Consider the following 14,069-nt stretch of genomic DNA (forward strand, 5'->3'; position numbering starts at 1 on the left):
TAAAGACAGAAAGAACTGGGTCTTTAATAGACAGAAAGGCAAAAAAGACAGACTCTCTAATAGACAGAAAGGCTCTCTGACACTATCAGAAAGGTACTTTGAGGATATTAGAAAGCCTTTCTAACCCCATGACAAAGTTCCTTAGACCAAGTAAGTCACCATCAAAAAGAATATAACCGAATAGGAAGAACGTGATATTCTCGATATTCGGTTATATTCTTGATTCCGCCGTGGCGGAGCGTTCACTAACAAAGATATACGTTACTTTGTAGTTGGAAGTGGACTATTTCACATTCAGCACTACGATCGACATCGGGGGGAGCGTAGCCTTGAGCTTGTCGCCTTTGACTTTGGCACCGGTGAAGGCTGCGGACTTCACCACGTCGGGATGTTTGAAGTCGTTGTAGTCGGTGACCTTCTTGGCGGTGAGGATTGTGCCGGCGACCTGCTTGCCCTTGAAGCCGTCGAGGGCAATCTCCACCGGTTCAGCTTTGTCGAGGCGAGGGTTGACGAGCGAGACGACGAGACTGCCATCCTGCTTCTTGGCAGCGGAGACCGAGAGGGTAGGGACGCGGCCCGGCGTCATCTTGTACATCAGCGGCTTGGCGGTGAGCGTGTCGCAGGTGAAAGAGGCGGGCAGGTAGGTAGCCTCCTGGAAGTCGCGGTACATCTTGAAAACATAGTAAGTCGGCGTGAGCACCATGTGGCCTTGTCCGATGGTGTCGGTGAGGATCATGCTTTGCAGCACGTTAACCACCTGCGCGATGTTGGCCATGCGTATGCGGTCGGTGTGGCGCTGGAAGATGTTGAGCGTCAGGGCGGCGACCATGGCATCGCGCATCGTGTTTTGCTGATAGAGATGTCCGCGGATCGTTCCCGGCTCCTCGTCCCACCAGGTACCCCACTCGTCGACCATCAGCCCGATCTTCTTCTGTGGGTCTTTCTTGTCCATGATGTCGCTGTGACGCTTGATGACGTCTTCGATTTGCAGGCACTTGGCGAGTGTGGTGTAGTACTCGTCATTGGTGAACGCTGTTGCTGAGCCTTTATTGTTGCTCCAGTCCTTGACAGTATAGTAGTGGAGCGAGAGTCCGTTCATGCGGTTGCCCACGCGGTCCATGAGTGTCTTTGTCCAGTCATAGTCGTAGTCACTGGCACCGGATGCGATGCGGAAGAGATGGTTGTTGTGCTGGTCACGGCAGTAGGTGTTGTAGCGGCGGTAGAGGTCGGCATAGTATTCCGGCCGCATATTGCCGCCGCATCCCCAGCTCTCGTTGCCCACACCGAGATATTTCAGATGCCAGGGTTTCTCGCGGCCGTTCTTACGGCGCAGGTTCGCCATCGGCGTGTCGCCGTCGCCGGTCATATACTCCACCCATTTGGAGAGTTCTTCAACGGTTCCGGAGCCGACATTGCCGCTGATATACGGTTCGGCGCCGAGCTTCTCGCAGAGATTCATGAACTCGTTGGTACCGAAAGAGTTGTCCTCGATGGTACCGCCCCAGTTGTTGTTCTGCATCTTAGGGCGTTGGCTGCGAGGTCCGATGCCGTCCATCCAGTGATATTCGTCGGCAAAGCAGCCGCCGGGCCAGCGCAAGACGGGCACGCGTAGCTCCTTGAGCGCATTGAATACGTCGGTGCGGTAGCCGTCGGTGTTGGGGATGTGGGAGTTGGGACCTACCCACAGACCACCGTAGATGCATGTGCCGAGGTGCTCGGCAAACTGTCCATAGAGCTCCTTGTAGATCTTCTGCTGGCCTTGGTTGGCATGGATCGTCACCTGAGTCTGAGCCATCAGACCACTGGAAGCTGACACGAGAAGTGTCGATAGAATTAGTTTTTTAAGCATAGAAAAATTTGTTATTGGTGTTATGTAAAATGGTGATTTAAAGCTTGAAGCGGTAGCCAAGCGTGATGAGGATGGCGTGGTTGCGGGCTGTCAAGGCATCCTGCATGGGTACCCAGCTGGTGTCGTAGGCATAGTGATGGATAGCTTTGCGCACTTCGAAACGGTAGGTGGCGTTGAGAACAATGTTCTGCCATTCGTAGCTCAGACCGACGGGAATGTCATAGATGATTCTGCGGAATTGACCGCTGACATCCTCTGATTCCTTGGTCTGGTAATTCTCCCAAAGAAAGATCGACGACATGCCGTCGCCAATGTCCATGGTGCGTATGCTTGTCATCTTGGCATGCGCCTTGGCCGAAGTCAGGATGCCCATCTCCGCACCGATGTGTGCGGCGAGTCCTTTGACACCCCTGAAGTAAGCCTTGAACTGCAAAGGCACTGATACGTAGTCTGCGTTGATGTGGCTTTTTACGGTAGCGTATTGCTCATGCTCGTCTTTGAGTCCCGTGCCGATGGCACTATAGTCTACGCCAGTGGTGAGAGAATAGTAACGTGACAGGGGAATCTCCACTTCGGCACCAGCCGTCCATCCTGTTTTCCATGTCTTTTCTCTGTTGATGGCATTGCCGTCCATCTTTGAAATGGTCATGCCGGCATGTGGCGTAATGGAGACGCGCATATTGTCGTTTTGTGCTGATGCCACGACGGGAAGAAGTGCCATCAGTAAGAAGAATATCTTTTTCATGGGTCTATTGAATCTTATGGTAAGTGTAAATCGCTGTCTGTGCGCCTCCGTTGTCATGGGTGAGCGTCATCTCTGTGTCAGAGATGAACTCGATCTGTTCCTTCTTGGAGTAGTCGGAGCCTGGTGACACCAAGCCATTGAGGGAAGAGCTTGTTAGCAGATTATTTCCTTCGACCGTAAAGTAATATGAGTTGTGGTAGTCTGTATCATATGTTGAATATTGGTTGACGGTATGATTGCGGCTGAAGGAGAGCTTATTATATGTTGAATAGTAGGAGGAAGGAATAATGTCTTCGTCAATGATGGCTTTCCCGTCGGCGAGTATTTTGTAATGAGTCGTCTCCCAGGTGCCGATGAGTTGTTCGGGAACCTTGCTGCTGATAACCTCTTCTATGCGCGTTATCTCGTTGGGGATGTCCTTGCGTACGAACTTCTCCACTTTCTGCCCGTTGGCAGTGGCTAAGAGAATGTCTTTGCTGATGGCAAAGAGATAATAGTCTGTGCCACTATAGGGGAAGACGAGGTACCCGTCGGGGGTGCTTACCTTGCCGGAGTGATAGTCTATTTTGTTGTAATTGTATGCACCATATATCTGTATGACGTTTGACACATTGCCTTGTTCGTCGATGTAGATGCCGTTGCCGACACCATTGGGATTGTCGTTGCTTGTGAGTTCCCAGTAACCGGCGAGGTCGCTCATCTGTATGCCTGAGAATTTCATCTGTGCCATCATCTCCATCATGCTGTCGCCGTCGCCGGGGAGATGCTGGATACGGTAAAATGGAACAACCGAAGTCTTACCATTGTAGGCAAGGTACATCTTCTCGTTGTTGTTGCCCGCCACCGTGACGGTGTAGTGTTTGCCGTTGCCCTTGCTGAGCAGCATCATGTAGTGATTGTTGTCGACGGTCCACGTGCCGGTCTTGTAGCCTAAGTTAAAGGGATCTTCCGAAGTCTGGGTATACTGCCATTCCGAGACGGTGCCGTCGTCGTGCACGACGATGCCCTCAACAGCACCGTCGCCGTTGATGTCTGCACCGTTTTCAATGCTCGTACCGGCAATCTGCCAGTAGCCGGTGATGGGGATGTTGGTGTCAGCGCTGATGTCCTTGTCGTCGTCACTGCAGGAGGAAAATGTCAAGAGGTTCAGCAAGCCGATCAGCAATAATAGATAAGGAGTAGTTTTCATGGGAGTAATATGAGATGTAAGAAGTGATAGTGGTTGCAAAGGGATTATAGATCCTGCAACCACTTTTTGCCTTTCTTGGTGTTGGTCCAAAGGATGAGGCCGACACCGATGACGGAGCCGATGGCAAAGATAATAGTGAGCGTTTCCATATAATTATGATTTGGTCTCTTATTGCCAATGCTTATTTCTTTTTTCTTTGCGAAGCTCGGTTGGCCCGCTGTTGCCGGTATTTAGCCTTCTGCTTAGCCGAGCCGGAGCCGTGTGCACCGGTGATATACTTCTTTTTCTTGGCTTTGGTTTTCACCTTGTCGTCGTCTTTGGGTCCGCCTTTGGAAGCACCCTTGAAGACGATGCCGTGCTCAATGATTTCGTCGATGTCTGACATGGGGAAGTTGAGAGTTGAGAGTTGAGAGATGAGAGTTGAGAGTTGAAAGTTGAGAGATGAGAGATGAGGGGACTGTTGCCTTATTCTTTTTCAAGAATTTGAGAATTGTAGAATTTCCTGCCCTTTATATATATAAGTATATAAGAATGAATAAGAATCTGCGAGCTACCTTTGGCAGCCGGTCTTCTGATGCTCTATCATTCTGTTTTGGACATCATCCTCTAATTCTCTAATTCTTGAAAAATAAATATGATTCGTCTAAACTGCGGATTAGTGGTGGAACAGTCTCACGTGAGTGAAGGCCATGGCCATATCGTATTTGTCGCAGGTCTCGATGACATTGTCGTCACGGATGCTGCCGCCGGGCTGTGCGATGTACTTCACGCCACTCTTGTGGGCGCGCTCGATGTTGTCGCCGAAGGGGAAGAAAGCGTCGGAGCCCAGGCATACGTTGGTGTTCTTGGCAATCCATTCTTTCTCCTCAGCACGGGTGAAGACAGCCGGCTTCTCGGTGAAGAACTGCTGCCATGTGCCTTCGCGCAGTACATCGTCATGCTCTTCGCTGAGGTAGACGTTGATGGCGTTGTCGCGGTCAGCACGGCGGATGCCCGGTTTGAACGGAAGGTTGAGAACCTGCGGGCTCTGGCGCAGCCACCACTCATCGGCTTTGTTACCGGCAAGACGTGTGCAGTGGATACGGCTCTGCTGACCGGCGCCGATGCCGATGGCTTGTCCGTCCTTGACATAGCAGACGCTGTTGCTCTGTGTATATTTCAGTGTGATGAGGGCAATCTTCAAGTCGCGGATCGCCTCAGGAGTGAAGTTCTTGTTCTTCGTAGGAATCTCTTCGAAGAGTTTCGGGTCGTTGAGATCGCAGTTATTGCGGCCTTGCTCAAAGGTGATGCCGAAGACCTGCTTGTGCTCGATAGGTTCGGGAACATAGTTCGGGTCGATCTTGATGACGCAGTAAGTACCCTTGCGCTTGGCCTTGAGGATCTCCAGGGCTTCGGGTGTGTAGTCGGGTGCGATGACGCCGTCGCTGACCTCACGCTTGATGAGTCTGGCAGTAGCCTCGTCGCAGGTGTCGCTCAGCGCGCAGAAGTCGCCATAGGAGCACATACGGTCAGCACCACGGGCGCGGGCATAGGCACTGGCCAGGGGCGTAAGCTCAAAGTCAATGTCATCCACGAAATAGATCTTCTTCAGCGTGTCGCTCAGTGGCAGACCCACGGCAGCTCCTGCCGGGGAGACGTGCTTGAAGCTGGCGGCGGCGGGCAGGCCGGTAGCGGCCTTGAGCTCTTTGACCAGCTGCCAGCTGTTGAGCGCGTCGAGGAAGTTGATGTAGCCTGCGCGGCCATTGATGACCTCTACGGGCAGTTCGCCGTGCTCCATATAGATACGGGCCGGCTTTTGGTTCGGATTGCATCCGTACTTTAATGCGTATTCTTTCATGTCGGTGTGAAATTGAAACCTACGGCAAAGGTAGCGAAAAGTTAGCAGAAACGGAAATAAACACGGCAAAAAAAGTAGTGGTAGGGGGATGGTATCTTCTGTTGTTTTATGTAATGTCGGAATCTTACCTATGTCCTCGTACGACTGAACCTATGTTCATGTGCCATTGAAGGTATCTTCATGTGGGCTTGAAGGTATCTTCATGAGGACTTGAAGGTATCTTCATGTGGAAATCACTTCAAAAGCATATTTTTTTGAAATATTTCGTTGAACGTATTGATATTCTTCTTAACTTTGCACCGAGAAATTGAGAAAGTATATAGAAAGTCTGGAGGAAAGACAAGATTGTTATGAAAAGGGATTTAAGAATGCTCTTTGCTGAAGCAGGCAAAAAGCTGAGAGAAGAGCCACATGAGGTGGTGATGGATTTTGAGAAGGCGTCACATCGGTTGGCTAAGCACAATGTTGACTTGAGCAGTCATTCCTTGAAAAAGCTGTGGGAACTGGTGACGGGAAAGCGTCGGCTGTCGATGGAAGCGCGTAACCGTCTGGCGCTCTTTGCCGGTTTCCAAACGTGGGATGATCTGATGAACACCGTGCACGGCGACACAGACGCGTCGATCAACTACGAGGAATAAATGCTATGGTTGTTGCTGTCCATGACTATGGGTGGTAGAAACAAAAAATGTTGGACTGCTTTTGATGATAGCTTTCGCTATGTCAAATGCAGTCCAACATTTGTACTCTGAGGATAGAGTCATCTCTCCTCTTAACGAGGAGAGAGCGAGAAATCTCTTTTTACTTGTTCTCAGTAGCAACCACCTGGCGCTTCTCCTGAATGCGGGCAGCCTTACCGGTGAGGTTACGGAGATAGTAAAGTTTAGCGCGACGTACCTTACCACGCTTGTTCACCTCGATGCTGTCGATGTTGGGAGACTCGATAGGGAAGATACGCTCTACGCCTACAGTACCAGACATCTTACGAACGGTGAAACGCTTCTTGTCGCCATGGCCGCTGATCTTGATGACCACGCCACGATACAGCTGAATACGCTGCTTGTTACCCTCGACAATTTTGTAAGCGACAGTGATGGTGTCACCTGACTTGAACTCAGGGAACTTCTTGCCGGTTGCAAATGCTTCCTCGGCAACTTTAATCAAATCCATTGTGTGTATAATTAAATGTTGTTTGTCGTTCCAACCCAACGTAGCATGGAGACTCTTCCTCCAACCAGCGGTTAGGCCGAAAAGCTTTGCAAAGTTACTGCTTTTCAACGAAATAAGAGCAAGAGAGGTATAAAATCTGTTCTTTTTAACATTTCTGTCTCGCTTTTTCTGCTTTCATGATGTCTTTTCTCTGGGGAATTGCGTACCTTTGCGGAAGTTACTTGAGTATACACATTATTATATATAGCATGATGAAAAGAAATACTACGCTGTCTGCACTGTGCCTGACGTGGGTACTGCTGTTGCCTTCGTGCGGCAGCCAATACCATTTGACTGACATTCAGCGCACACAGGTGATGGTTGACAGCCGCTATGACCGCCAGCCGGATCAGGCAGCCGCAACACTGCTGGCTCCATACAAACATGTCGTGGACTCGGTGATGAACCCAGTAGTGGGTACGACGACACACTATATGACGAAGCAACGTCCGGAGAGCGATATGAGCAACTTGCTGTCTGATATCCTCGTGTGGTATGGCAAGCAGACGGGCGAGCATATCGACTTCGGTATGTATAACATTGGCGGCATTCGTGCATCTCTGCCTGCTGGTAAGGTGACCTACGGCGATATTCTCAACGTGGCCCCCTTTGAGAACCATATCACATATCTTACCCTTTCCGGCAGTAAGGTGCAGGAACTCTTCCAGCAGGTGGCGTCTGTCGGTGGAGAAGGGGTGAGCCATAGCGTGCGGCTTGTCATCACAAAAGACGGACAGCTGAAGTCCGCAACCATCAACGGCAAGGAGATCGACCCGAACGGCAGCTACCGCATCGCTACAATCGACTACTTGGCTCACGGCAATGATAAGATGACGGCCTATAAGGCAGCAACGGATGTGGTGTCGCCACAAGAAGAGAAATACGACACACGCTATATCATCCGCCATTACTTCCAGGAGATGACCAAGGCAGGGAAGGCTGTAGACGGTCACGTGGAGGGAAGAATTGTGGTTGAATGATGAGTGTTGAATGGAGAACACCCTGTTCAAGTATTAAGGGATTACGGAACAAATAAGATAAACAGATAGATAATATAGATAACGATGAGATATTTTAGTAGACTCTATATCATGCTGCTCCTTTTAGCAGTTAGCCTTGGCGTCGACGCCGGTGGCCGACAGAAGAAACTGACGATACTGCATACCAATGACACGCACAGCTGCATCCTGCCGTTAAGCAAGAACCTTGCTGACACGGCTCTGGCAGATCGTGGAGGCTTTCAGCGGCGTGTCGCCATGTTGGAAGAACAGCGTAAGGCTGACCCTCAGCTGCTGCTCTTCGACAGTGGCGACTTCTCGCAGGGCTCTCCTTATTATACGTTGTTCAAAGGAGATGTAGAGGGCGGACTGATGAACCTGATGCACTATGATGCCGGTACCATCGGCAATCATGAGTTCGACTTCGGACTGGAGAACATGGCGAGGGTGTTTCGCGAGCTTAACTTTCCGATTGTCTGTGCCAACTATCGCTTCCATCAGTATGGGCTTGACAAGATTGTGAAGCCTTATGTCATCATTAAGCGCAAAGGACTGAAGATTGGTGTTTTTGGTCTCTCTCCTCAGTTGGAAGGACTCGTCGACAAGAAGAACTATCTCGATACGGAGTATCTCGACCCTATCACAACGGCTCAGCAGATGGCTGATGAGTTGCACAGACAGAAATGTGACTTGGTGATCCTTATCTCTCATCTTGGTTGGGAAGAGCAGGGTATGGGCGACCAGATGGTCATCAGCCATACGCGTGGCATCGACCTCGTGCTTGGTGGACACAGCCATACGCTTTTCAAGACACTGCGCTATGTGCCGAACCTTGATGGCAAACAGATCCCTGTGGACCAGAATGGTAAGAATGCGATCTATGTAGGACGCATGGTCCTCACGATGAAGTAAGTCAGAAAGACAAGTTCCTTTAGACAGAAAGACAGAAAGGATATATTTTATAGAGCTCTTCCCCCACTCCTCTTTCCGTCTCAAAGTCCTAAATAGTTTCTCCTGATTGCAAGCTGAGAATGAAGTACTTTTGAAAAGCAAGTTCACGCTTTGAAAAAAAAAAATCATCTCGCCATATAACATACAACAAGAAAGGCTCCAACCCACAGCGGGTTGGAGCCTCTTGTTATCCTATGCTCTTTCTACTTTAGTTCAGGCCATCCATGATTCCACCGAACCTTACGGATGACCAGTTTTGGCGTACCTTCACTTTTGATACTATATCCATGACAAATGAAGAGGTCACCTCTCTTTTGCTTCTTCGGCAACGGGAGATGATAGACGGCACAATGGCCGGCTGCCTCATATCGTTTCTTATCGCCTTCGATGACGAGCGTGCCGCCTCCATCGAGCATAGACTTACCCTCGCGGTCGAGATAGGGACCGGCAATCGAGCGGCTTCGTCCGACGACCACACGGTAATTGCTTTTCATGCCCCGACAACAGTAGTCGTGACTGACGAAGAGATAGTACCAGCCTTGGTGCTTGAAGATGAATGGAGCCTCGATGGCATTAGGTCCGGCAAAGTCAGAAGTGGGATTGGCCGGAAGGGTCTTGGAGCCTTTGGCATAGCGGCGCGCAATAGTAAAGGGACGCGCGCCGGCAGCAGCATGTAACGTCGTGTCGAGGCGAAGGAGCTGAATGCCGTCCCAAAACGAGCCGTAGGCCAGCCACGGCTGACCGTTGTCGTCGATGACAAAGTTGGGATCGATGGCATTCCAGTTGTCGCGTCCCTCGCGTGAGGCTATAATACAGCCCTCGTCACGCCAGCCGCTGTTGTCGGAGAGGCGGTCGGCGGAGAGAAGTCCGATGGCCGACGTGTTCTTTCCAAACGTCGAACAGGAATAAGCCATATACCAGCGGCCGTGGTAACGGACGATGTCTGGTGCCCAGAGATCGCCCCGCAATCCGGGTACGCTGTCATGCGCCCAAGCAGGAATATGGTCTTGCAGGACACCATGCTTTGCGATGTCCCACGAATGTAAGTCGCAGGAGGTCATGCTGAGGATGCCGGGACCAGTACAATAGAGATGATAGGTGCCGTCCTCGTAAGCCATGACCGGATCGTGAACCCAAGGGTCTGTGACGTCATGACGCTCAGGTCCTCCTGCCAAGGCCGTGGCAACGCTGAGCGCAGCCACAGCCAAGGATAAGATGATTTTCAATGATGAATGATTTAATGATAAAGGAGAAAGGGGACGAGGAGAGAGGAAGGAGCAGAGGGACGGCGCACAACGCCGTCACACCGAACCGAGAGACCTCGGTCCAACACAAACCCGACTCTCAACCATTGAGTACTGCAAGGCTTCTCGCCGCTTTCGCCCCTAAACGCTCAAGCCTCCCACCGCTTTCGACCCCTGAGTGTTTCAAGTCTCTGCGCAGCTTTCGACTCTTGAAGCATTTCACGCCCCTCCCCCTCGGGGAGGGGATAGGGGGTGAGGCTGATAGGGGGTGAGGCAGGAGGTCTACTCTTACTTTCTCACGACCTTCTTTCCACCCACGATCACGATGCCCTTGTAGCTGTCGCTGACCGGCATACCCGCGAGATTGTAGGCCTGCTGAACCTTAGTGCTGTTCTGATCAGCCTGGATCTCATGGATGCCCGTCGCCGTCACGCCCTCTTTGTAGAGCCAGACGGGGATACCGTCGAAGCTGGTGGCAGTAATGCAGGTGGCGGGACAGTCCTTATACCCGTCGACGTTCTGCTTGATCGCCACGCCACTGTAGTCCCAGCCGTTGAGTGTCAGCGTGATAAACGACTTGCCGTCCTGCGTAAACATCCATGTACCATCGTAATCGGCATTGCTCGGGCACGATACCGTGCCGTCGGCACTGAGCGTCACCGTCACCGGTTTTTGCTCGTTGGCCTTGCTGAACGAGGCATCTGTCTTATCGTTGTAGGCACAGGGTTGCTGATAAGGATGTTTGAGCAGATGATAGGTGCCGGCGATCTGCTCAGCAGAGAAGAGTCGTTCGCTCTCGATTTGTTTCTGTGTAGTCTGTTTTCCGGTGAATCGGAAAGGAGCGGTGACGAGCCAACCGTCTTCGTTGACAAAGAGCGGATGCACGCGCACCTCGTGGAAGTAAGTTCCATCGTCGAATTTAGTATGATAGACCAGGAAGGCATCTCCATCGTTGTCGACCAGTACAGAGTTATGGCCTTGAGCACGCTCGCCGCGAGTCATGCTGCCCCATCCGGCGTAGGCCCCCATGAGTTTCATGCCACGGTTGGTCACGGAGTTGTTGCCGTAGTTGAGTTCGTATCGGCTGTAGATCGCGCTGGTACCCTGCCCGTCCACGAAAGGACCGTCGGGATTCTCGCTGCGGAAGACACGCATCACGTAGCCCGCATTAGGGTTCAGACCTCCGTAAGAGAGAAAGAGATAGTAGTAATTGCCGATATGACGGATAAACGAGCCCTCGCCCGAGACATAGTATCCGCCCGCGATCTTCTTGCCGAAGTAAGGATCGCTGGTGGTGTTGGCATCGGCACCGCCCTCAGCAGCGTTATTACCGTTGATCTCATAGGGATAGGTGTGGGTATAGTCACGCAGACCTGTTGTTTCGTCAAGCTTCAACTCCCAGATGCCACCCGACCAAGAGCCGTAGGACATCAGCAGATTGCCGTCCTTGTCATAGAACACACAAGGGTCGATGCAGTTGGGCCAGTAGCTCCCCCACTTATCCGTATTATAGCGGGCGGGCAGCGAAGTAGCACCGGTAGCAATGGTCAAGTCGGTATACGTCCAGTCGTTGGTCTTTGTAAAGCCGTTGTGGTCATAGCGTCCTTGAAAGCCGGAGAAGACAACAGGTCCCTGATAGACATACGGTCCCTCGATGTTGTCGGCAGCAAGACAGACGATAGACGATGCCCAATTGTCACCGTTGACCGACATATACATGAGCCACTTGCCCGTCTTGCGGCTGCGAACGACATCAGGAGCCCACTGCATGCCCTGAACATTATTGCCTTTGCACTGCCAGCTGTGGGCATTGAAGTTGCCAAAGGAGACAGTCGCGCCCTTATAGTTCTGCACAGAAGTGATCTTCTGTGTGTTGTAGGCGTTGGCATAACCGATCTTTTTGGCAAAGAGCGTGCAGGCGTCAGTCTCGCCACCACCAAAGTAAGTCCAATTGAGCATATCGCTGGACTTCGCCGTGGCAAGATGCGAGCCGAAAAGATAGTAGTTGCTACCGTCGGCAACTATAGAGGGATCATGAACCGCCACTTCCTTGTAGCTGACCCTGGTCTTATCGTTGGCGTATGTAGCGACAGTGCTGAGGGCGAGCAGGCCGACGGCTGTAAAGAGTTGAAGATGCTTCATAATTATCAAAAAAAAGTGGTAAAGCCCTTCCCCATCCCTCCTACTGAGGGAATGGGGAGCGAGCCTTACCGTTACTTATCACTTATCGTCTGTGAACATGTCGCTTGGCACCGGACGTACCAGCCACCAAATGGCAGTGGTCAGCGGTGAAGGCGACATAGAGGTCGGCGGGATCGACGGTGTTGATGCCTAAGTAATATAAGGTGTAGGTCTTTCCGTCAGTACCCTTCATGACGGCCTGAACGTCAGCCGTACCATTGTTGCAGTTGGTGACATAGACCGTGACCTTTGCACCGTTCATGGCAGCAAGCCAGCCTGCCCAGTCGGCAGCTCCTGTAGCGTCGTGCTGGCAAGCGTCGTAGCCGTTGCCCCAACCATAGTTGTCGGCACGCACCACACCATATTCTTTCTTATCAGCATTGCGCAGGATGGTGACGAAGTTGTCCCAGTTGTTTTTGCCGTCGGTGTAGTTGGTGAAGGAGAACGAGCGGGTCTCACCAGCCGGAACCTTCACGTCATCAGAGAAGGCAGTCCACCAGCCTGTGGTGTTGTCTTCAAGACCGATGAGGTTAGGCGTGAATGCGGCAGCACTGCTTGCCGACTCTTTCACGGTGACCATGAGCTTAGCCTCTTTGCCGTTGGCGGTAGTGATGGTCACAGCCTTCTTGCCAGCCGAAGCGGCGACGGCAGAGAACTTCAGTTTACTGTTGTCGAGGACATCCGTCTCACCATTCTTGTAGGTGGCGGTCACCTCCATGCCTGTCGGGTCGAAGGCCATCGTGCGGTCGCCCATAGCCTCTGTGGCAGCAGGCTTATAGAAATAGTAGGTGGTGCGTGTAGGCTGCTTGGTGATCTTGATGGAAGCAATCTGCTGTACGACCTTGAAGGTAGCATAAGCCACGATAGGTTTGGCAGAGGCTTCACCCTTGAAGGTCTTGTTGTAGATGACGGTGAGTGTCTTCTCGCCAGCCACGTTCATGTCGTTGATGGCAGAGAAGTAGAGCTCAGAAGCCGGGATAGTCTTCTTCACGCCCTCCTCATAGGTCACCTCGGCAGAGACGTTCTGCATGGCATCGTCGAGCGAAGTACCGAGGTCCACCTCGTCGGGCACATTGTTCAGCGTCATCGACAGCGGCTGCTTGTCCTCAGCAGAGGTCAGACCGCCGATAGGCACAATGTTGGTCGAGAGGAAGTCGATATAAGAGCCTTCGGGCACGAGGAAGCAACGGATGTTGGTATCGGAAGCGTCGGGATTCATATTTTTCAGTGCGTAAGGCTGTGTATAAGTCTTCGTCACCGCGCCGTTAGTCATCTTCACAACGAAGGAGTCTTTGCGTGAGCGGTCAACAGTCAGTGTTACTTTGCCACCGAGCTTCTGCATGTTGGCATCCTTGTTGTCTTCCGGACTCAACAGCTGCGTACTGGTGGTAAACTTAAACGGCAACTTATAGTAGTCGCTACCCCACTGCGAGTTGTAGGTAGCCGAGTCACCCGTTGCATCGAAGCGGATGGCACCATACTCCTTATAGTCAGTAGCGCCACGGTCACAATCATTGGTGATGACAACCGCGAAGTTCTTGAAGTAGGTATTGTCATCCGGATTGAGGTTCAGGTTGAACTGTGCATTCCATTTCTGGTTCTCACCAATGACATAATACTTGGAGAAGACTGACCAAAAGCCGGAAGAGAAGTCGGTCTTGCCGATCGTGTACACATCCTCCTGCATGCCCTCGAGGACTTCCTCATGAGGCTGCTTAGCGTTGTTGATGGAGTCGATCTTGTCTTTGATCCAATCGGGAGAGTCGATGCCGTACTGATCGGCACCCTCGCACCCGGTCAAAGCCATCACACCCAGTGCTGTCATGCACAGTGCTTTGGCTATATGCTTGAAATATCTCATTGTTTTTT

The 14,069-nt window shown here is 51.6% G+C and carries 12 protein-coding genes; 3 read left to right on the plus strand and 9 right to left on the minus strand.

The window, feature by feature from the left end; genetic code table 11:
• Window positions 1–283: 283 nt before the first annotated feature.
• From FYJ73_RS00710 to FYJ73_RS00730, 5 genes are all read right to left on the minus strand, one after another.
• Complete coding sequence (locus FYJ73_RS00710; protein WP_154532598.1) at window positions 284–1,849, minus strand: alpha-N-arabinofuranosidase; 1,566 nt, start codon at window positions 1,847–1,849, stop codon at window positions 284–286.
• Between the two features lie 37 nt (window positions 1,850–1,886).
• On the minus strand, window positions 1,887–2,594 hold the full coding sequence (locus tag FYJ73_RS00715) for a porin family protein (RefSeq protein ID WP_206081653.1): 708 nt from the start codon (window positions 2,592–2,594) through the stop codon (window positions 1,887–1,889).
• 4 nt (window positions 2,595–2,598) lie between these two features.
• A complete protein-coding gene (locus FYJ73_RS00720) occupies window positions 2,599–3,783 on the minus strand; it encodes a hypothetical protein (protein ID WP_154532602.1) in 1,185 nt (394 codons plus the stop codon).
• Window positions 3,784–3,964: 181 nt separating this feature from the next.
• Complete coding sequence (locus tag FYJ73_RS00725; RefSeq protein ID WP_154532604.1) at window positions 3,965–4,168, minus strand: hypothetical protein; 204 nt, start codon at window positions 4,166–4,168, stop codon at window positions 3,965–3,967.
• Between the two features lie 270 nt (window positions 4,169–4,438).
• Window positions 4,439–5,620 carry a phosphoribosylaminoimidazolecarboxamide formyltransferase gene (locus FYJ73_RS00730; protein ID WP_154532606.1) on the minus strand — a complete coding sequence of 394 codons (1,182 nt, stop codon included), beginning with the start codon at window positions 5,618–5,620 and terminating at the stop codon, window positions 4,439–4,441.
• 350 nt (window positions 5,621–5,970) lie between these two features.
• On the opposite strand from FYJ73_RS00730, the gene FYJ73_RS00735 reads away from it, so the two are divergent.
• On the plus strand, window positions 5,971–6,258 hold the full coding sequence (locus FYJ73_RS00735; RefSeq protein ID WP_154532608.1) for a hypothetical protein: 288 nt from the start codon (window positions 5,971–5,973) through the stop codon (window positions 6,256–6,258).
• A 160-nt stretch (window positions 6,259–6,418) separates the two neighbouring features.
• Here FYJ73_RS00735 and rplS read toward each other — a convergent pair whose 3' ends face one another.
• Complete coding sequence (gene rplS / locus FYJ73_RS00740; protein ID WP_154532610.1) at window positions 6,419–6,787, minus strand: 50S ribosomal protein L19; 369 nt, start codon at window positions 6,785–6,787, stop codon at window positions 6,419–6,421.
• A 248-nt stretch (window positions 6,788–7,035) separates the two neighbouring features.
• On the opposite strand from rplS, the gene FYJ73_RS00745 reads away from it, so the two are divergent.
• Both FYJ73_RS00745 and FYJ73_RS00750 read left to right on the plus strand, forming a co-directional pair.
• A complete protein-coding gene (locus FYJ73_RS00745; protein ID WP_154532612.1) occupies window positions 7,036–7,806 on the plus strand; it encodes a 5'-nucleotidase C-terminal domain-containing protein in 771 nt (256 codons plus the stop codon).
• A 111-nt stretch (window positions 7,807–7,917) separates the two neighbouring features.
• The gene (locus tag FYJ73_RS00750; RefSeq protein ID WP_235899166.1) at window positions 7,918–8,736 is read left to right on the plus strand and encodes a bifunctional metallophosphatase/5'-nucleotidase; all 819 of its coding nucleotides are present in this window, start codon (window positions 7,918–7,920) and stop codon (window positions 8,734–8,736) included.
• Between the two features lie 242 nt (window positions 8,737–8,978).
• Here the strand turns inward: FYJ73_RS00750 and FYJ73_RS00755 are convergent, their stop codons facing one another.
• The 3 genes from FYJ73_RS00755 to FYJ73_RS00765 all read right to left on the minus strand — a co-directional run bounded on the left by FYJ73_RS00755 (window position 8,979) and on the right by FYJ73_RS00765 (window position 14,061).
• Window positions 8,979–9,995 (minus strand): family 43 glycosylhydrolase, encoded by a 1,017-nt coding sequence (locus FYJ73_RS00755; RefSeq protein WP_419471118.1) that lies wholly within the window; start codon window positions 9,993–9,995, stop codon window positions 8,979–8,981.
• Between the two features lie 312 nt (window positions 9,996–10,307).
• Window positions 10,308–12,161, minus strand: coding sequence for a glycoside hydrolase family 43 protein (locus tag FYJ73_RS00760; RefSeq protein WP_154532616.1), 1,854 nt, complete (start codon window positions 12,159–12,161; stop codon window positions 10,308–10,310).
• An 82-nt stretch (window positions 12,162–12,243) separates the two neighbouring features.
• On the minus strand, window positions 12,244–14,061 hold the full coding sequence (locus FYJ73_RS00765; protein WP_154532618.1) for a bacterial Ig-like domain-containing protein: 1,818 nt from the start codon (window positions 14,059–14,061) through the stop codon (window positions 12,244–12,246).
• Between the last annotated feature and the right edge of the window lie 8 nt (window positions 14,062–14,069).

The sequence above is a fragment of the Hallella mizrahii genome (genome assembly GCF_009695775.1).
In the GTDB taxonomy this organism is placed as follows: domain Bacteria; phylum Bacteroidota; class Bacteroidia; order Bacteroidales; family Bacteroidaceae; genus Prevotella; species Prevotella mizrahii.